The following is an 18,547-nucleotide window of genomic DNA, read 5'->3' as shown; positions in this document are numbered from 1 at the left end:
ACAAGGCTAGTTGACTCAGCGTCAGTGTCCAATCACAGTAGCGACATGGACCTATCGGCATATTTATAGTTGGCCAGCGGCGGGGGTGCGTCGAGCAGAGGGGAACCGCATGGATCTGGCCCTCTTACGCACATTTGTCATGGTTCACCGGGCCGGGTCCTTCACCCGCGCCGCCATCCTGCTCGGGCTCTCCCAGCCCGCCGTCACCGGCCAGATCCGCACCCTCGAGCGCCAGCTGGGCCGCCCCCTGTTCCTGCGCACCGCGCGCGGGGTCGTGCCCACCAGCGTCGGCGAAGAGCTCGCCCACAAGGCCGCGCCCCATCTCGACGCGCTGCTGGAGATCACCGAGGCCGGGCTCGACGACAGCTCCGCCAACCGCACCCTGCACCTCGCCGGCCCCCCTGAGTTCACCGCGCTGCGCGTCCTGCCCGCCCTCGCCCCGCTCATCAACCAGGGGCTGACGGTGCGGTGCGCCTTCGGCAGCGCCGAGGAGCTGTTCGAGGGGCTGGCCGCCGGCCACCACGACCTGGCCGTCACCACCGCCCGGCCCCGCGGCCGGCCGCTGGCCGCCGCCCCGCTGTGCGACGAGGAGCATGTACTGGTCGCCGCCCCGCGCTGGGCGGCCCGGCTCGGCGGCCCCGCGGTGTTGCAGGTCAAGGGCGTCAGCGCGCTGGAGCGGCTGCCGGTCGTCGAGGTCCATGAGAGCCTGCCGCTGATCACCCGCTACTGGTCGGCCGTCTTCGACACCCCGCCGATCACCGCCGGCACCGTCATCGCCCCCGATCTGCGGGCTGTGCTCACCTGTGTCGTGGAGGGCGTCGGGCTCGGCGTGCTGCCCCGCTATCTGTGCATGGACGCACTGGACGCCGGGGAGGTCGTCGCCCTGCTCAATCCGCCGGTGCCGCCGCTGCGCACCTACTTCCTGGTGATCCGGACGGGTGCGCTCGCCCTGCCGCACATCGCGCGGGCACACGAGTGGCTGCTGCGCGCCGCTGTTGACTGGTGAGTAAAGGGTTTCACCGGGCGACGCATGCGGCAAACCTCCACCATGACCGAACGACCTGTGGTCAAGCGCACCGCCCGCGCCATCCTGCTCGCCGGTGGCCCCGAGCCCCGACTGGTCCTGATCAAGCGGACCAAGCCCGGCGAGGAGCCGTACTGGATCACCCCGGGCGGCGGGATGGAGCCCGAGGACGCCACGGTCGTCGACGCGCTGCACCGCGAGGTCGACGAGGAGCTCGGCGCGAAGGTGACGGACGTGGTGCCCGCCTTCGTCGACACCGTCCCGCACCCCGACGAGAGCTCGCCCGGCGTGAAGGTGCAGCACTTCTTCGTCTGCCGCCTGGGGTCCATGGACCTGTCACGGCGGCACGGCCCGGAGGTGGACGAGCCCTGCGGGGAGTACGAGGTGGTGCGCGTCCCCTTCACCCGCGAGGGGATCGCCTCGGTGGGGGTGGTGCCGCCGTCACTGCGCGCGTATCTCGACGCGAACATCGAAGGCGTGCTGGCGCTGCTCGCCGACGACCTGGGCTGACCCCGCCCCCACCACCGCTACCGGAACCAGCGGCTACCGGAACCAGCCGCTGAACGGCTGCCCGGCACCCTCCGGCGCCCGCTCCCGCGCCCTGGCCAGCACGCGCTCGGCCTCCCGCTGCCACTCCTCGGAGCGCGCGGGTTCCGAGTCCTGGTCCCCCTCCGGCTCCCGGCCGACCACGGGTGTGCGCCGGCCCTCGCGTACGTCGGCGGCCGCGCCGAAGAAGTCGCCGCCCTTGCGCTTGACGTCGTCCGTACCCCAGTCGCGGTCCCGGTCGGGGGCGCCGTCGGCTCTGGCGCCGACCCCGCTGCCGACCCCAGTGCCGACGCCGGCGCCGACACCAGCGCTGTGCCGCCGCTGGGCGGGCGCCTTCTGCAGATGCGGGATGTGCTTGGCGCAGTGGATGTACGCCTCCTCGACCGTCACCTCGACCCACACCACGGCCCGCCGCCCCGGCACCGGGTCGACCGGCAGCCCGGGGTGGACGGCGCGCATCTCGGCGTCCTCCACGACCCGCGCCCGGCCATTGATGTGCAGACCGATCCGGTCGCGCAGGAAGTCGATCAGGAGAATGCCGAGATGGGGGTTCTCCTCGATGTTCCCAAGGCTGGCCAGGACGCCGTTGCCCCGGTATTCGGGGTAGGCCAGGGTCCGGTCGTCGAACACCCGTAGAAATCCGGGCGGCCCGGCCCGGAAAGTGCTGTCGCACTCGCCCTGCCGGTCGGACGTCGCCAGGAAGAACATCTCCTGGCGGCCCACGAACTCGCGCATCCGGTCGTTGAGCCGGTCCAGCACCTGCTCGTCGTAGAAGCGGTCGGCGCGATCGCCCGTGCCCAGGCGCCGCTGCAGCAGGTGTTCGCCATCGCTGCCCGGACGTCTCGTACGGTCCATGTCGCCCGTGGGGGCAACGGCCGGCGCGGTCCATGCCGTCGCCGCCATCGCCGTCGTCTCCGTCGTCGCCCTCTCGTGCTCGACGTCGTCCACGCTCACTTGTCCCTCATCCTGCGATCGCTCGAGTCAGTGAAACACTGCTCTCCCGGCCCCCCAGTCCCCTGCTCCTCACTGCTCACTACTGCGTCGCGGCCCCCCGCCGTGTTGCAGTCGCCCGCTAGTCCCCCGCCGCGACGAGCTCTTCGAGGGAGTCATGTCGTATGCGGTGGGACGGGATCCCGATGCCTCTCAGGGTGTCCACACCGCTGCGGATCATCCCGGGCGGCCCGGACAGGTACGCGTCGAAGGTATTCCACGGGCCGTACTGGCGGACGGCGTCCGGGAGCCGGCCGCTGATCCCGTTCGTCGGGCTGTCGGAGACGACCGGGCGGACCGAGAGCCAGTGGTGCGTCTGCGCCAGCCGCAGCATGGTGTCGATGTCGTAGAGGTCGTGGTCGCTGCGGGCGCCGTAGAAGACCTCGACCGGGCGGTTGCGGCCGCGCTCGGCGACGTCCTCGATCAGGGCCTTGATCGGCGCGATGCCGGTGCCGCCGCCCAGGCAGAGCAGACCGTTGTCGGTGGAGTGGTCGACCGTCATCGAGCCGGCCGGAGGGCCGAGGCGGATCACATCGCCGGGGCGGGCGCGGTGCACCAGCGCCGAGGACACCCAGCCGGCCGGCACCGCCTTGACGTGGAAGGACAGCAGACCGTCCGGGCGGGGCGCCGAGGCGAAGGAGTAGTGCCGCCACACCCGGGGCCACCAGGGGGTCTCCAGGGATGTGTACTGCCCGGCGAGGAAGGGGTACGGCTGGTCGGGGCGCACGGTGACGACGGCGATGTCCTGGGTGCGCAGCTCATGGCCGACGACCTCGGCCTGCCACCACGCGGGCGCGCGCAGCTCGTCCTCGGCGGCCGCGTCGATCATGATCTGCGAGATGGCGGTGTACGCCCGGACCCAGGCGCCCTCGGCCTCATCGCTCCAGGTCCCGGTCGCATAGCGGGTGAGCGCGCCGATCAGGCACTCGCCGACGGCCGGGTAGTGCTCCGGCTGGGTGCCGTACTTGCGGTGGCCGCGGCCGAGCCCCGAGAGGTACTCGGTGAGGATGTCCGGATCGTCCACCAGCTTGGCGGCGGTCAGCAGGGCCCTGAAGAGCCGGTCCCGCTGGGTGTCCATCGCGGCGGGAAACAGGGGCCGCAGGTAGGGGTGCTGGACGAAGAGCAGCGCGTAGAAGTACGAGGTGACCTTGTCCGCGACGGGCTCGATCTCGGCCATCGTGCGGCGGATGAGGATCGCGTCGGGCGAGGCGGTGGGGTCTTCGGAGAACGCGGACGCCGGCCGTACGTCCTGCGCGCCGGGCGCCTCGTCGGGGCGCTGGTGCTCCTCGCGCTCCGGTACGGCGGCGGGCCGGGCCTCGGCGAGCGGGGCGTGGTCCCGGCGCGCGGGCCTGTTCCACTCGTCGGAGGCCGGCGGCGTCCCGGCCCCGGGAGGGGCCGGGGCGGGCGGCGCGGTCTGCGCGGGCGGCGCCGGGGCGGGGGGCGGGGTACGGCGGTCGACGCCCGTGCCGACCGGGCGTATCGGGCTCACCGGACGGCTGGGCGGCCGCCGGTCGGCCTCCTGGTCCGGGCCCGGGGACTCGTCCTCGTCCCGCCTCCTGCTCGGGGTGAACCAGCCCCAGTCGCCACTGCTTCCGCCGGTGCCGCCGGTACCGTCGTTGCCGGCCGACGACGTGGTGGTCGGAGCGTCCATGGTTGCCTCGCCTCGAACATCTTTCTGTCGGTCTTCGCACTTCCGAAGCCGGAATGTGCCCGCAATTCCCCGCTCTGTTCCACCGGTTCAGGTGAGATTGGTCCGGACGGCCCGCCCCGTGCTTCTCCATGGGCAGCATGCCATGCTTGTTCGCCGGACAGGACACATAGCCGGAACTCCAGGTAACGGCACCTGTGTTCCGTTAGGCTGGATTGCCCCGATGTAGCCCTTGCGACACAGCCGCCGCGCAGAACCCGGACCCGACCCTACCGGGCTCGGATGAATTAACAAGCCCCAAGTCCAGCGGCTCCGTTACACCGGGGAACCATCGTAATTACCGTTAGTTACCAGCCAATTCGTAGGCCTCCCGCAGATCGCGGCCGGTATAGCCGCACGATGCGATTTCGCTCACATGATGGTCGGCGTTGACCGCGATCGAGAGCGGCACCACGGCGAACAGCTCCGCATCCGACATCGAATCGCCGTAAGCGACACAGTCCTCCCTGCTCAGGCCGAACTTCGCACAGAGTTCATCGGCGATTCGCACCTTCGCCGCCGGGGTGAGGATGCCCTCCGGATCCAACGGCTCGCGGAACGGCACGGCCGGCCAGCGCGACCCGTGCGCGGCGTCCGCGCCCCATTCCAGCAGCCGCTCCACAAAGAAGCCGGGCGAGAGCGAAATCACCGCGCAGCGCTCGCCTCGCTCCCGGATGTCCGCCCACACCTCACGGATCCCCACCAGCCACGGCGCCCCCTCGAACGCCTCCGCCACATGCCGATCCGTCAGCTCCCCCCACAGCGCGCAGGCCCGCTGCGCGAACTGGGCGGTGCTCAGCCCCCCGGCCGCGAATGCCCGCTCCAGCTCGTCGATCTCCCGCTCCACCCCCAGCTGACGGGATATCTCGACGGCCGCGGCCGAGCCGTGGATGAGCGTCCCGTCCAGATCGAACAGATGCAGTCTGGTCATGGAAGCTGAGCCTAGGGCTTGTCCACGGCCCGGCTTGCGCCCGGTGGGCGGGAGTGCCGCGGGCGCGGAGTACGGCGGGAGTACGGGCGGATACTCCCGCCGTCAGACGCGGTACGGCGCGCCGCGCACGACCGTGGAGGAATGCAGCCGAACCTTTCGCGCCCCGCCCGCAGGGCCCTTCTGGTCGTCCATGTCGTCGTCTCCGTCGGTTGGCTCGGGCTCACCCTCTGTCTGCTCGCGCTCGGCATCGCGGGGGCGGCCTCCGGATCGGCGGACACCGCCGAGGCCGCCTACCGCGCCATGAAGATCTTCGGCGACTGGCTGATCGCGCCGATCAGCCTGGCGTCCCTGCTGAGCGGGGTGGCGCTGTCGCTCGGCACGCCCTGGGGGCTGGCCCGGTACCGCTGGGTGTACACCAAGTTCTGGCTGACGGTGCCCGCGGTCGGCGCCTCCGTCTTCGCGCTGCGGGCCGAGATCGCCTCGGCTGCGGCCGACGCCTCGGCGGGCCGGGCCGTGCCCTCCGCGGCCGATCTCGTCATCGCGCCCTCGGTGGCGCTGGGCGTCTATCTGTTCCTCACCGCCATCTCGGTCCTCAAGCCGTGGGGGCTGACGGCGCGCGGCCGTCGGCTGCGGGCCGGCAGCCGTCCCTCCGGCGCCGGGTCCGGGTCCGGAGCGCGGTCCGGCCGCCGCGTGGCCGCCCGCTCGCAGGTCCGCTCACAGGCGTGACGGAGGCGTGGCGGGAGGGCCTGCGGCGGCCGGATACCGGGGCGGGCGAGGGCGGTCGGGTCAGCGTACGGCTGCCGCGCCCGCCCTCGTCTCGTCGGTGGCAGAGGCGGCGGGGACGCCGCCCGCGGCGACGACCCGCCCGGCGCGCGCGGTGCGCCGTTCGAGCCTGGCCGAAAGGACGGCGGTGGCGAGCGCCGCGAAGGCCATGAGCGCGCCGACCCAGTTGGGCGCGGTGTAGCCCATCCCCGCGGAGATGACGAGCCCGCCGAGCCAGGCGGCCAGGGCGTTGCCCAGGTTGAAGGCACCGATGTTGGCCGCCGAGGCGAGCGTCGGCGCGTTCGGAGCCTGGTCCATGACCCGCTTCTGCAGCGGCGCCACGGTCGCGAAGCCGAAGGCTCCGACCAGCACGATGGTGACGGCGGCCGCGATCTTGCTGTGGGCGGTGAAGCTGAACGCGGCCAGGACGACGCCGAGCCCGCCGAGGGTGAGGTACAGCATCCGCATCAGGGCCCGGTCGGCGTAGCGCCCGCCGATGAGGTTGCCGCCGACCAGGCCGAGGCCGAAGAGGACGAGCAGCCAGGTCACGGAGGAGTCGGCGTAGCCCGCCACGTCCACCATCATCGGCGTGATGTAGGTGATGGCGGCGAAGACCCCGCCGAAGCCGAGCACGGTCGTGGTCATCGCCAGCCACACCTGCGGGTTGCGGAAGGCCGCGAGCTCCTGGCCGAGGCGGGCGGTGGCCGGGCCGGGTCGGCGGGGGACGAGGGCGGCGATGCCGGCCAGGCCGAGCACGCCGAGCCCGGCGACGGCGAGGAAGGCGGCGCGCCAGCCGAGGGTCTGGCCGATCCAGGTGCCCATGGGCACGCCGACGACGTTGGCGACGGTCAGGCCGGTGAACATGGTGGCGATGGCCTGGGCCCGCTTGTGGGGGGCGACCAGGTCGGCGGCGACCACCGCGCCGATGCCGAAGAAGGCGCCGTGCGCGAACGAGGCGAGCACCCGCCCGGCGAGCAGCAGCACGAAGGCGGGGGCGAGCGCGGAGAGCAGATTGCCCGCGATGAACAGCCCCATCAGCGTCATCAGCATCCGCTTACGGGTCAGCCGGGTGCCGAGCAGGGTCAGCAGCGGGGCGCCGACGACGACACCGATGGCGTAGCCGGTGGTCGCGTATCCGGCGGTGGGGATGGAGACATGGAACTCGTCCGCCACCTCGGGCAGCAGTCCCATGATCACGAATTCGGTGGTGCCGATGCCGAAGGCGCCGATGGCAAGCGCCAGCAGGGCGAGAGGCATGTCAGGGTCCTCAGAACGATCGCACGATTGCATGGAGGCTTTGAACGCGTTGACAATAATTGCAGACGCGCTTTATTTGCAAGCGCTGTCTTTTTCGTCAAGTGGACTACCCTGGGGGCACCACACCCAAGGAGGGGTCCCATGCCGGACGCGCTGACCGACGAGCCGCTGCCCGGCGGCCCGCTGCCCGGCGGGCGGGCCCTCGCCCAGGGCTGGTGCGCCCTGTCCGCCCTGCACGGCCGCATCGAGACGCACGTCGAGCGCGCGCTGCAGGCCCGGCACGGGCTGAGCGTCCGCGAGTTCTCAGTACTGAACGTGCTCAGCGAGCAGCACGACGGCGAGGGCGGCCATCTGCAGATGCGCCAGCTCGCCGAGTCCGTCGTCCTCAGCCAGAGCGCCACCACCCGCCTGGTCAGCCGCCTGGAGGACCGCGGGCTGCTGTCCCGCTACATCTGCCCGGACGACCGCCGCGGCATCTACACCGAGGTCACGGCGGCGGGCCGGGAACTGCTCGACCAGGCCCGCCCGACCAACGACGCCGCGCTGCGCGAAGCACTCCAGGACGCCGCCGCACGGCCCGAGCTGGCCCCGCTGGTCGCGGCCGTCGAAGGGCTGTGGGCCCCCGCGTAGGCTGCCCGCCATGAGCGACGTCGACATCCGCCGCGCGACCGCCGACGACATACCCGCCATCGTGGCCATGCTGGCCGACGATCCGCTCGGCGCCCGGCGCGAGTCTCCGGACGACCTGGCCCCCTACCGGGCGGCGTTCGAGCGGATCGCCCGCGACCCGGGCCAGCACCTCGTCGTCGCCGTACGGGACGGCCGCACCGTCGGCACCCTCCAACTCACCGTCATCCCCGGCCTCTCCCGGCGCGGCGCCACCCGTTCGATCATCGAGAGCGTCCGCATCCACGCCGACGAGCGCGGCGGCGGGCTCGGCACGCAGCTGATCCAGTGGGCCATCGACGCGTCGCGCCGCGAGGGCTGTGTACTGGTGCAGCTCACCTCGGACGCGACCCGTACCGACGCCCACCGCTTCTACGAGCGCCTCGGCTTCGAGGCCTCGCACGTGGGGTTCAAGCTCGCGCTCTGAGCCCTCCCTTTTTTGAGGCTCGGTTCGCCTTCGGGGCGGCCTCAGAGCGCGTCGAGGTCGATCGCCTCGGCCATGCGCCGGTAGCCCGCGTCGTTGGGGTGCTTGTGGTCCCCACTGTCGTACGCCGGGTCGAGCGCCAGCGGATCCGACGGCGAGGCCATGACCTCGGCGAAGTCGGCGACCGCGTCGAACTCCCCGGAGGTGCGGGTCCATTCGTTGATCGCTGCGCGCTTCGCCTCGGAGCGCGCCGTGTGGTACTCGGCGCCCTTGAACGGCAGGATCGTCGCTCCCACGACCCTGATGCCCCGGGCGTGGGCCCGAGCGATCAGCTCGCGGTAGCCGGCGATCACCTGCTCGGCGGAGACCTGCGGATTGGGCTTGTAGGTGGGCAGATCCACCTCGCTGAACCCGATGTCGTTGAGCCCCTGCAGCAGGATCACCGACCTGACGCCCGGCTTGTCCAGCACATCGCGCCGGAACCGGGCGCCCGCCCGGTCCCCGTACCAGGGCGAGTCGTGCAGCAGCAGGTTGCCGCCGATCCCGGAGTTGAGGACCGGGCGCGGGGTGCCGGCGGCCGCCAGGCGCTCCGCCAGCAGGTCCGGCCAGCGGCTGTTGGCGTCGTAGGAGGAGCCGAAGCCGTCGGTGATGGAGTCGCCGAAGGCGACCACGGAGCCGCGCCGTCCGGTGCCGCCGGTCACCTCCACGTCCGAGAGGTAGTACCAGGAGTGGGTGCCCGCGGTGAACGCCGCGCCCGTGCGGTCGGCGCCGTGGTCGCCCTCCGCGCGGTAGCTCTTCGCGTACGCCTGGGCGTGGAACGTGGCCGGACCGGTCGGCTCGGCGAAGTACAGCGTCACCGTCAGCGACTCGAAGGGCGCCACGCGCACCGGCGCCGCGTCGCTGGCCGCCTCGCCGCCCGCCGGGACCGTCACCGCCCCCCGGTGCCCGAAGGTCAGCCTGCGCAGGCTCCCGGCCTCGACCGACGCGCCGCTCGCGGTCCGGGCGATGGTCGCGCCCGCGATGCGCAGCGGCTCGGTGCCGTACAGGTTCGACAGCCTGATCCGGGCCGCGGTGCCACCGCCGGTCACCCGCACGACCTGGCGCACGGTCTGGTCGGCGAAGCCCGTGGAGGCCCAGTTCTCCTCGAAGCCCTCACTGGGGCGCTGGACCGGGGCGGCCCACCCGGCCGCCCAGGTGGTCCCGGGCCGGGCGGCGGTCCCCGGCCGGGCAGTTGCGGAGGCGGAGGCGGAGGCGGCTGTGACTGCGGTCAGGGCGAGCAGGGACGCACCGACGCGGAGCGCGGAAGGGCGCACGGCGGATCTCCTTCAGACGTGGCGGACGCGGGCCCGCCGGACGTGAGTTGGTGAGATCAGCCTGCGACGGCACGCCGGGGCCACCCAGCCCCCGCCGCTTCGTACCACCGCCAGGGTCAGGCACGCGGGGATTCAGACATGCGGGGGTCAGGCACGCGGGACCGCGCTCTCACGCCCCCGGACGCCACCCCTTCGGGTCCACCCCGCCCGGCACCGCGCCATCCGCCTCGTACGGCTCCCGCGTGAAGACGAAGGTCCCCAGGTCGAGATGGACGCTGTCGCCGCCGTACGAACCGCCGCCCGCGCCCCGCACCACGCGCAGCGTCTCGCCCGCGTAATACCCGTCGAGCCCGGTCCAGGTGCCGTCCGGCTCCGCCCGGAACCGCGAGCCGCGCCCCTTACCGTTCAGCGGGCGCAGCTCAAGACCCCGCTCGGGGCGCAGATGCAGCAGGAAGGGGGTGGGGCCCCAGTACCAGGGCCCGGTCAGGGCCACCAGCTCCGGATCGGCCTCGGGCAGCGGGCGCCAGGGCGCGGGTACGGGAGGCTCGTGCTCGGCCGCGATCCGTACGAGGTCGGCGGCGACGGCGCCGACCGCGAGCCCGGAGGTGGCGTTGGCCAGCGCGATCCCGGCCAGCCCGTCCTCCGGACTCGCCCACAGGGTGGCCAGGAAGCCCGGCATGGAGCCGGTGTGGCCCATGAGGAGGCGGCCGTCGCGGCGGGTCAGCTGGATGCCGAACCCGTATCCGCCGTCCCAGTCGTCGCCCTCGGGTGCGGCCGCCGGGGCCCGCATCTCGGCCAGCGTCCGGGGGTCCAGCACCCGCTCGTCCCCATCCATCAGGAAGGCGGCGAACCGGGCCAGGTCGGCGGCCGTCGACCACAGCTGCCCGGCCGGCGCCATCCGGCCGGTGTCCACGGCGGGTTCGGGCAGCAGCACATCCGCCCAGGGGTGCACCGCCCAGCCCTCGGCGTGCGGGGCCTGGGGCATGGGCGAGGTGCGCGCCATCCCCAGCGGCTCCAGCACCTCACGCCGCAGCACCTCGTCCCAGGGCGCGCCGCGCAGCCGCTCGACGAGCGCGCCCAGCAGCGCGAAGCCGGGGTTGGAGTAGTGGTGGCGGCGGCCTGCGGGGTGCCGCAGCGGACGCTCCCCGAAGATGTCGGCCGTCTTGGGGCGCAGTTCGCCCGGCGTCCGCTCCCACCATGGGCCGCGGGGCTCCGCTGCCAGGCCCGAGGTGTGGGAGAGCAGTTGGGCGATGGTCGCGTCCCCGGCCTCCGGCACGTCCAGGTGGCGGGAGAGCGGGTCGCCGAGATACAGCAGCCCCTCGTCGCGCAGCCGCATCACCAGCACCGCCACAAAGGTCTTGGTGAGCGACCCGATGCGGTACTGGGTGTCAGTGTCGGGCGCCTGCCGGCCCACCTCACCGCGCGCGCCCGCCCACCACAGCCGTCCGTCCCGCACCACGGCCCCCACCAGCGACGGGACGCGGCCCTCGGTCTGGCCGACGGCGATCCGGCGGAGCAGGGCGCGGCGGGTGGCGGGCAGTGGCTGTGCGGTCTCTTCCCAGGTCGCGGTCATGCCCGCACCCTACGTCTGACAGGTCAACTCCACGGGCCAGTCGGGCCAGCCCGCTCCACCAGGGCCGATGACCTTCGCACCACCCGTTACCAACGAACCCCGCCCTGACCGCTCCGATAGCATGCTCGAACTCACGACGAGCGCCCTCATTGCCCATCCTTCACCGGAAAACCATGCCATCCAGCCCGATGAGTAACCTATTTAGCCAACATCGACCAAATCGGCCAAACAGTTGATACCTATAGCATCGCGGGTGTTTTCGCGAATAAACCGCAGAATCACGTTCGCCGCGTGGCGTCAACCACGGGCAATACTGTGGGCCGTGGCGGGTGTGGTGACCCTCGGATTCTTCATCACACTGGAGATCGCCGCACGTCACTACGGCCTACCGGGGCCGATGACCAGCCAGGTGCAAGAGGTGATATTCGCCCCCAAATCGGGGTTTCTGCTCTACGCCAGTATGGCGCTGATGATGGTGGTGCTCACCTGGCGGCAACGGTTCATCGCGGCTGGTGTCGCGATCGGCATCGACGTCATCTTCTTGCTGGTGCGGTGGGCGGTCGACGCCAAGTTGAGTTTCGGCAACGGCGCGTTGTGGGTGATTCTGGGCTATGCGGTCATCGCTGTCACGCGCCGCACCGGCCAGGAACGGGCCCTGCTGCTGAAGGGCGTCGGGCTGGGCCTGCTGCTGGTGGCCGGCCGCAAGACCGGCGACACCTGGCTGCTCATCACATCCAAGGCCCGCCCGGCGGTGCTCGACCCGTACCTGGCAGCCGCCGATCATGCGCTGGGCAACCCGTCGTGGCTGGCAGGCCGGATCGTCAGGGCCACCGGCCCGATCGGCACCCATCTTCTCGACTCCGTCTACGCTCAGCTTGCGGTGGCCGCGGTCGTCGTCTCGATGTACCAGCTGCGTAAGGTGGCGGTCGAGCGCCGCTTCCCGCGCCATCATCTGGTGCGCAGCTTTCTGGTGATCGGCCTCCTCGGGCCGGCCATCTACATGATCTTCCCGGTGGTCGGGCCGGTCTTCGCCTACGGCACCGGCGCCTTCGGCACCGGCGGCGAGCACTGGGCGATAGCCAACCTGTGGCCGGACACGCCACCGCCGATCAACGCCCTGCACCCGGTGACATACGACGACATCACCCCCCGTAACTGCATGCCCAGCCTGCACACAGCATGGGCTACCGCGATCTTCATCCATTCCCGCAAGGGCCCACGCATTCTGCGATTCGCCGGCACCTTCTGGCTGATCGCCACGCTCAGCGCAACCCTGGGCTTCGGCTACCACTACGGCGTGGATCTCATCGCCGGCGTCGTGTTCGCGCTCACGGTCGAGGCAGCGCTGCGCTCGCTCGACCGCGGCTGGGACCGGTCGGGAATCCAGCTGGTCGCTTACGGCACAGTGGTCTTCGCCGCGCTCTTGGTGTCATATCGCTATCTGCCGAGGGAGATGGCCGAACATCCGTGGGCGTTCGGACCACTTCTCATACTGGCGATGGCCTCAGTGGTCTACGGCTACGTACGGACCACCAAACTGTGGGAACCGAACGCCGCACCAGCGCGGCAACCGGAACCGGAACCGCAACCCGAACTGGGGCTCTCGCGGCCCTGAACGCTCGATCAGGTCTGGGCCATGTCCACAAAGCGCGAGTAATGCCCCTGGAAGGCGACCGTGATCGTGGCCGTCGGGCCATTACGGTGCTTGGCCACGATCAGGTCCGCCTCGCCCGCGCGCGGCGACTCCTTCTCGTACGCGTCCTCTCGGTGCAGCAGGATGACCATGTCGGCGTCCTGCTCGATGGAACCACTCTCACGCAGGTCGGAGACCATGGGCTTCTTGTCCGTGCGCTGCTCGGGTCCGCGGTTGAGCTGCGAGAGCGCGATGACCGGGACTTCCAGCTCCTTGGCCAGCAGCTTGAGGTTTCGCGACATGTCCGAGACCTCCTGCTGGCGGCTCTCCGGACGCCGCGCGCCGCCGGACTGCATCAGCTGCAGATAGTCGATGACCACCAGCTGCAGATCGCTGCGCTGCTTGAGACGGCGGCACTTGGCCCGGATCTCCATCATCGACAGGTTCGGGGAGTCGTCGATGTAGAGGGGAGCGGCGGACACATCGGGCATACGGCGGGCGAGCCGCGTCCAGTCCTCGTCCGTCATGCTCCCGGACCGCATGTGGTGCAGCGCCACCCGGGCCTCGGCGGACAGCAGTCGCATGGCGATCTCATTGCGCCCCATCTCCAGGGAGAAGATGACGCTGGGCAGGTTGTTCTTGATGGAGCAGGCGCGCGCGAAGTCCAGGGCGAGGGTGGACTTGCCCATCGCGGGCCGGGCGGCGATGACGATCATCTGGCCGGGGTGCAGCCCGTTCGTCAGCGCGTCCAGGTCGGTGAAGCCGGTGGGCACGCCGGACATCTGGCCGCTACGGGAGCCGATGGCCTCGATCTCGTCGAGCGCGCCCTCCATGATGTCGCCGAGCGGCAGATAGTCCTCGCTGGTGCGCTGCTCGGTGACGGCGTAGATCTCCGCCTGGGCGTTGTTGACGATCTCATCCACATCGCCGTCCGCCGCGTATCCCATCTGGGTGATGCGGGTGCCGGCCTCGACCAGGCGGCGCAGCACCGCGCGCTCATGGACGATCTCGGCGTAGTACTCGGCGTTGGCAGCGGTGGGGACCGACTGGACGAGGGTGTGGAGATACGAGGCGCCGCCGACGCGGGCGATCTCGCCGCGCTTGGTGAGCTCGGCGGCGACCGTGATCGGGTCGGCCGGCTCCCCCTTGGCGTAGAGGTCGAGGATGGCCTGGTAGACCGTCTCGTGGGCGGGGCGGTAGAAGTCGTTGCCCTTGAGGACTTCGACGACGTCGGCGATGGCGTCCTTGGACAGCAGCATGCCGCCCAGGACCGACTGCTCGGCGTCCAGGTCCTGCGGCGGAACGCGCTCGAAGCCCGCCCCCTCCCAGGCACCCGACTCCCGGCCGCGCTCATGCTGCTCGTCACGGCCGCGGCCGCCTTCGCCGCGGCCGCCCTCGCCGCGGCGGAACCGGGGGGAAGGGAACCGCTCGACCGGGCCGGAGTCCGCCCAGGGGTCGTCCATGGGCTCGGGCATGCTCACCCGGCCACCTCCTCCCGTCCGCGGTGCGGACCTCACCGCGCGTCTCTTTCTTACGCCACGGCTATGACAAACAGGGCGCCCGACTTCCGGTTCCGACGCATCGGGTTCGGAGGAATCGAGGCCGGAACAGGCGGCGGGCGCCGGACCACGGTAGGCCCGTCTCCCCCCTCAGCCAACTTGGTTATCCACAGGGCATGTGGATGATGGGGGCCATCCTGTGGAGAAGTCCCGCGATCCTGTGCACGGGGCAGGGGACAGTGCTGTGGACAAACACACAATCACCTCAGGCCTACACCCCTGACCTGCAGTTTCTTCGCCCAGGGGCTGTGTAGGAGAAAAACTTCGGCGCCCGGATCAAGATCACGACAAACGGCGCAGAGAAGAGCGTCCCACGCCCTCGCATGTAAGGGATGCCCTGCGGTTGTGTCTCTTACCTGTGGAAGATTAGATTGCCCTCATGACTCTGGCCCCCGTGACCGAGCGGAAGACCGCCCGGCGACACGATCGCGAGATCGTCGCGCTCGCCCTCCCCGCCTTCGCCGCGCTGGTGGCGGAGCCCCTCTTCGTGATGGCCGACAGCGCCGTCGTCGGCCACCTCGGCACCCCGCAGCTCGCCGGACTCGGCGTTGCCGCCGCCCTTCTCACCACCGCCGTCAACATCTTCGTCTTCCTCGCCTATGCCACCACGGCTGCCGTGGCCCGCCGCGTCGGCGCCGGCGATCCGGCCGGAGCGCTCCGCCAGGGACTGGACGGCATCTGGCTCGCCCTTCTCATCGGCGGCACCGTCATCGCCGTCACCCTGCCCACCGCCCCGGACCTCGTCGGCCTCTTCGGCGCCTCGGGCACCGCGACCCCCCATGCCGTCACCTATCTGCGCATCAGCGCGCTCGGCATCCCCGCGATGCTGGTCGTGCTCGCCGCCACGGGTGTGCTCCGTGGTCTCCAGGACACCCGCACCCCGCTGTACGTCGCCATCGGCGGTTTCACGGCCAACGCCGCCCTGAACGCCGCCCTGGTCTACGGCGCCGGACTCGGCATCGCGGGCTCAGCCTGGGGCACGGTGATCGCCCAGTGCGCCATGGCCGGTGTCTATCTCACCGTGGTCGTACGAGGCGCCAGGCGCCATGGCGCCTCGCTGCGTCCGGACCTGGCCGGGATACGGGCCTGTGCCCACGCGGGGGTGCCGCTGCTGGTCCGTACGCTGGCCCTGCGCGCCGTCATGGTGATCGTGACCGCGATGGCCGCCCGCCTCGGCGACGACGAGATCGCCGCCCACCAGGTCGTCCTGTCCCTGTGGACCCTGCTGGCGTTCGCCCTGGACGCCATCGCGATCGCGGGCCAGGCGATCATCGCGCGTTACCTGGGGGCGGGCGACGCCGAGGGAGCGCGCGTCGCCTGTCGCCGGATGGTCCAGTGGGGCATCGCGTCCGGGGTGGTGCTCGGGCTGATGGTCATCGCGGCCCGCCCGCTGTTCATCCCTCTGTTCACCTCGGATCCGGCGGTGCGGGACACCCTGCTGCCCGCCCTGCTGGTAACGGCCGTCATCCAGCCGGTGGCCGGGGTCGTCTTCGTCCTGGACGGGGTGCTGATGGGTGCGGGAGACGGCGGTTATCTGGCCTGGGCGATGATCGTCACGCTGGCCGTCTTCGCCCCGGTCGCGCTACTGGTGCCCGCTCTCGGCGGTGGCCTCACGGCCCTGTGGTGGACCATGGCGCTGATGATGTCGGTCCGGCTGGTCACCCTGTGGCTGCGCGCCCGCTCGGGCCGCTGGATCATCACCGGCGCGGTGCGTGACTGAGCCCGATAAGCCCGAGGGCCGCGACCCCGGCGTGGGTCGCGGCCCTCAATCATGCTGTGCCGAACACAGCCGAAACATCGGTCAGGCGGCGATGACCTCGACGCCCACCTTGGCGGCAACCTCGGCGTGCAGACGGACCGACACCTGGTGCGCGCCCAGGGTCTTGATCGGGGCGCCCACCTCGATCCGGCGCTTGTCCACGTCGGGGCCACCCGCGTCCTTGATCGCCGAAGCGATGTCGGCCGGGGTGACGGAGCCGAACAGACGGCCCGCGTCACCGGCGCGCGTCTTCAGACGCACCTTGACGCCCTCAAGCCGCGCCTTGACCTCGTTGGCCTGCTCGATCGTGGCGATCTCGCGGATGCGACGACCGCGGCGGATCTGCTCGACGTCCTTCTCGCCGCCCTTGGTCCAGCGGATCGCCAGACCACGCGGAACCAGGTAGTTACGGGCGTAACCGTCCTTGACGTCCACGACGTCACCGGCGGTGCCGAGGCCGGAGACCTCGTGGGTGAGGATGATCTTCATGACTCGGTCACCCTTCCCTTATCGCGCGGTGGAGGTGTAGGGCAGCAGCGCCATCTCACGGCTGTTCTTCACGGCCGTGGCGACGTCACGCTGGTGCTGGGTGCAGTTGCCGGTGACCCGGCGGGCACGGATCTTGCCGCGGTCGGAGATGAACTTCCGCAGCAGGTTCGTGTCCTTGTAGTCGACGTAGGAGATCTTCTCCTTGCAGAACACGCAAACCTTCTTCTTAGGCTTGCGAGCAGGCGGCTTCGCCATTGTCTCTCTCCAGTGTGATCAAGAAGTTTGTGCTGGTCGCCCTGACCAGACCGGGCGCTGTTTCACGTGAAACAGCGGTTTCACGTGAAACAGCGCATACGGGCCTAGAAGGGCGGCTCGTCCGAGTAGCCGCCGCCGGAGTTGCCGGAGCTGCCGCCCCAGCCACCACCACCGCCGCCGCCCTGACCGCCGGCCGGGGCGCTGGTCGCCCACGGGTCGTCGGCCGGAGCGCCGCCGCCCTGCTGGCCGCCGCCGCCGGGGCCGCCGCCCCAGCCACCGCCGCCACCCTGGCCGCCGCCACCCTGGCCACCGCCGTATCCGCCCTGGCCGCCACGGCCGGTGGTCTTGGTGACCTTCGCCGTGGCATTGCGCAGACTGGCGCCGACCTCGTCGACGTCCAGCTCATAGACCGTGCGCTTGACCCCCTCACGGTCCTCGTAGGACCGCTGCTTCAGCCGACCCTGCACGATGACGCGCATGCCGCGCTGGAGCGACTCGGCGACGTTCTCCGCGGCCTGTCGCCACACCGAGCAGGTGAGGAAGAGGCTCTCGCCGTCCTTCCACTCGTTGGTCTGCCGGTCGAAGGTACGGGGAGTGGACGCGACACGGAACTTCGCGACCGCCGCACCGGACGGGGTGAAGCGCAGCTCGGGGTCGTCGACGAGATTGCCGACGACCGTGATGACGGTCTCGCCTGCCATTGGGGGAACCTCTCGGCGGGTACTGCTGGGCTGCTTGCTACTCGTTGCGATACGGCCCGATGACCGCTGAGCGCTTACGCGGTCAGTGAGTCTCGGGACGGAGGACCTTGGTCCGGAGGACCGACTCGTTCAGGTTCAGCTGGCGGTCGAGCTCCTTGACGACCGCGGGCTCGGCCTGCAGGTCGATGACCGAGTAGATGCCCTCGGGCTTCTTCTTGATCTCGTACGAGAGACGACGACGGCCCCAGGTGTCGACCTTCTCCACCTTGCCGTTGCCCTCACGGACGACGGAAAGGAAGTTCTCGATCAGCGGGGAGACAGCGCGCTCCTCGAGATCGGGGTCGAGGATGACCATCACCTCGTAGTGACGCATGTGGAACCCACCTCCTCTGGACTCAGCGGCCACGGTCGATCCGTGGCAGGAGGGTCGTGATGCGTATCCGCATCGGCGTCTGTGCAGACACCACTGCGGACGGTACAGACTACCCGCCGACTACCGCCGGGTTGAAATCCGGCCGCCTCCGGCCGCAATCTGTACACATCGGGTGTGAGCGGCGTTACAGTTTCGCCGCTTTGCCATATGCGCCTATACGGAGGTGCCCCATGGCACAGGCAGCACGACCGCACCGCGGCCTCCTCTCCTTCCTCGACACTGACGGCAAGCCGCATCCCGTCGAGAACTCCTTCGCCGCGGCGACCCTGCTGATCGGCGTGATCGCGTTCATCACCGCTCATTTCCCCCATCTCCACCTGCTCAGCTCGTGGGCGGGCCTGATCGGGATCGCCACCGGCCTGTGGGGACAGCTGATCTCCGCGACCACCGGTGAGCGCTTCCTGCTGATCATCGGGCTCGGCGCATCCGCCGTCGGTTTCTATCTCGGCATGGCGCACGGAGGCCTCTTCGGCGGCCTCATGGGCTGAGCTCCGGCCCGGTCCGTTGCCCCCGGGCCCAAACGGGGCGCTCCCTTGTCGCAGTAG

The 18,547-nt window shown here is 70.8% G+C and carries 19 protein-coding genes; 8 read left to right on the top strand and 11 right to left on the bottom strand.

The window, feature by feature from the left end:
* Nucleotides 1–109 precede the first annotated feature (109 nt).
* On the top strand, nucleotides 110–1,006 hold the full coding sequence (locus PV419_RS15180) for a LysR family transcriptional regulator (protein ID WP_319688854.1): 897 nt from the start codon (nucleotides 110–112) through the stop codon (nucleotides 1,004–1,006).
* Between the two features lie 42 nt (nucleotides 1,007–1,048).
* Complete coding sequence (locus PV419_RS15175; protein ID WP_319688852.1) at nucleotides 1,049–1,534, top strand: NUDIX hydrolase; 486 nt, start codon at nucleotides 1,049–1,051, stop codon at nucleotides 1,532–1,534.
* Between the two features lie 33 nt (nucleotides 1,535–1,567).
* Here the strand turns inward: PV419_RS15175 and PV419_RS15170 are convergent, their stop codons facing one another.
* The 3 genes from PV419_RS15170 to PV419_RS15160 form a co-directional block, all read right to left on the bottom strand.
* The gene (locus tag PV419_RS15170) at nucleotides 1,568–2,425 is read right to left on the bottom strand and encodes a pyridoxamine 5'-phosphate oxidase family protein (protein ID WP_319689089.1); all 858 of its coding nucleotides are present in this window, start codon (nucleotides 2,423–2,425) and stop codon (nucleotides 1,568–1,570) included.
* A gap of 217 nt (nucleotides 2,426–2,642) precedes the next feature.
* On the bottom strand, nucleotides 2,643–4,211 hold the full coding sequence (locus tag PV419_RS15165; RefSeq protein WP_319688850.1) for a globin domain-containing protein: 1,569 nt from the start codon (nucleotides 4,209–4,211) through the stop codon (nucleotides 2,643–2,645).
* A 340-nt stretch (nucleotides 4,212–4,551) separates the two neighbouring features.
* The gene (locus PV419_RS15160; protein WP_319688848.1) at nucleotides 4,552–5,178 is read right to left on the bottom strand and encodes an HAD-IB family phosphatase; all 627 of its coding nucleotides are present in this window, start codon (nucleotides 5,176–5,178) and stop codon (nucleotides 4,552–4,554) included.
* 141 nt (nucleotides 5,179–5,319) lie between these two features.
* On the opposite strand from PV419_RS15160, the gene PV419_RS15155 reads away from it, so the two are divergent.
* Nucleotides 5,320–5,904: a DUF2269 family protein gene (locus PV419_RS15155; RefSeq protein WP_319688845.1), complete on the top strand. Its 585-nt coding sequence runs from the start codon at nucleotides 5,320–5,322 to the stop codon at nucleotides 5,902–5,904.
* Nucleotides 5,905–5,964: 60 nt separating this feature from the next.
* On the opposite strand, the gene PV419_RS15150 is transcribed toward PV419_RS15155, so the two are convergent.
* The gene (locus PV419_RS15150; RefSeq protein ID WP_319688843.1) at nucleotides 5,965–7,197 is read right to left on the bottom strand and encodes an MFS transporter; all 1,233 of its coding nucleotides are present in this window, start codon (nucleotides 7,195–7,197) and stop codon (nucleotides 5,965–5,967) included.
* Between the two features lie 141 nt (nucleotides 7,198–7,338).
* Between PV419_RS15150 and PV419_RS15145 the strand changes: the two genes are divergently transcribed.
* Nucleotides 7,339–7,827 (top strand): MarR family winged helix-turn-helix transcriptional regulator, encoded by a 489-nt coding sequence (locus PV419_RS15145; RefSeq protein ID WP_319688841.1) that lies wholly within the window; start codon nucleotides 7,339–7,341, stop codon nucleotides 7,825–7,827.
* 10 nt (nucleotides 7,828–7,837) lie between these two features.
* Nucleotides 7,838–8,290, top strand: coding sequence for a GNAT family N-acetyltransferase (locus PV419_RS15140; protein WP_319688839.1), 453 nt, complete (start codon nucleotides 7,838–7,840; stop codon nucleotides 8,288–8,290).
* Nucleotides 8,291–8,331: 41 nt separating this feature from the next.
* On the opposite strand, the gene PV419_RS15135 is transcribed toward PV419_RS15140, so the two are convergent.
* Together PV419_RS15135 and PV419_RS15130 are read right to left on the bottom strand one after the other, a co-directional pair.
* Nucleotides 8,332–9,600: an SGNH/GDSL hydrolase family protein gene (locus PV419_RS15135; RefSeq protein ID WP_319688837.1), complete on the bottom strand. Its 1,269-nt coding sequence runs from the start codon at nucleotides 9,598–9,600 to the stop codon at nucleotides 8,332–8,334.
* 169 nt (nucleotides 9,601–9,769) lie between these two features.
* Nucleotides 9,770–11,173, bottom strand: a complete 1,404-nt coding sequence (locus tag PV419_RS15130) for a serine hydrolase domain-containing protein (protein WP_319688835.1) — start codon at nucleotides 11,171–11,173, stop codon at nucleotides 9,770–9,772.
* A gap of 310 nt (nucleotides 11,174–11,483) precedes the next feature.
* On the opposite strand from PV419_RS15130, the gene PV419_RS15125 reads away from it, so the two are divergent.
* A complete protein-coding gene (locus tag PV419_RS15125) occupies nucleotides 11,484–12,788 on the top strand; it encodes a phosphatase PAP2 family protein (RefSeq protein ID WP_319689087.1) in 1,305 nt (434 codons plus the stop codon).
* An 8-nt stretch (nucleotides 12,789–12,796) separates the two neighbouring features.
* On the opposite strand, the gene dnaB is transcribed toward PV419_RS15125, so the two are convergent.
* Entirely contained in the window at nucleotides 12,797–14,269 is a 1,473-nt protein-coding gene (dnaB, locus tag PV419_RS15120) for a replicative DNA helicase (RefSeq protein ID WP_319689085.1), read from the bottom strand.
* Between the two features lie 475 nt (nucleotides 14,270–14,744).
* On the opposite strand from dnaB, the gene PV419_RS15115 reads away from it, so the two are divergent.
* Nucleotides 14,745–16,085, top strand: coding sequence for an MATE family efflux transporter (locus PV419_RS15115; protein WP_319688833.1), 1,341 nt, complete (start codon nucleotides 14,745–14,747; stop codon nucleotides 16,083–16,085).
* A gap of 81 nt (nucleotides 16,086–16,166) precedes the next feature.
* On the opposite strand, the gene rplI is transcribed toward PV419_RS15115, so the two are convergent.
* The 4 genes from rplI to rpsF all read right to left on the bottom strand — a co-directional run bounded on the left by rplI (nucleotide 16,167) and on the right by rpsF (nucleotide 17,942).
* Nucleotides 16,167–16,613 (bottom strand): 50S ribosomal protein L9, encoded by a 447-nt coding sequence (gene rplI / locus PV419_RS15110; protein WP_319688831.1) that lies wholly within the window; start codon nucleotides 16,611–16,613, stop codon nucleotides 16,167–16,169.
* Nucleotides 16,614–16,631: 18 nt separating this feature from the next.
* On the bottom strand, nucleotides 16,632–16,868 hold the full coding sequence (rpsR, locus tag PV419_RS15105) for a 30S ribosomal protein S18 (RefSeq protein ID WP_003978893.1): 237 nt from the start codon (nucleotides 16,866–16,868) through the stop codon (nucleotides 16,632–16,634).
* 104 nt (nucleotides 16,869–16,972) lie between these two features.
* On the bottom strand, nucleotides 16,973–17,569 hold the full coding sequence (locus PV419_RS15100; RefSeq protein WP_319688828.1) for a single-stranded DNA-binding protein: 597 nt from the start codon (nucleotides 17,567–17,569) through the stop codon (nucleotides 16,973–16,975).
* Between the two features lie 82 nt (nucleotides 17,570–17,651).
* On the bottom strand, nucleotides 17,652–17,942 hold the full coding sequence (gene rpsF, locus PV419_RS15095) for a 30S ribosomal protein S6 (protein WP_030827724.1): 291 nt from the start codon (nucleotides 17,940–17,942) through the stop codon (nucleotides 17,652–17,654).
* Between the two features lie 230 nt (nucleotides 17,943–18,172).
* Between rpsF and PV419_RS15090 the strand changes: the two genes are divergently transcribed.
* A complete protein-coding gene (locus PV419_RS15090) occupies nucleotides 18,173–18,490 on the top strand; it encodes a hypothetical protein (RefSeq protein WP_319688826.1) in 318 nt (105 codons plus the stop codon).
* Nucleotides 18,491–18,547: the final 57 nt, after the last annotated feature.

It is taken from the genome of Streptomyces sp. ME19-01-6 (assembly GCF_033793745.1).
GTDB lineage: Bacteria > Actinomycetota > Actinomycetes > Streptomycetales > Streptomycetaceae > Streptomyces.
Note: the sequence above shows the minus strand (reverse complement) of the source record. Positions and strands in the feature narration are given on the sequence as shown.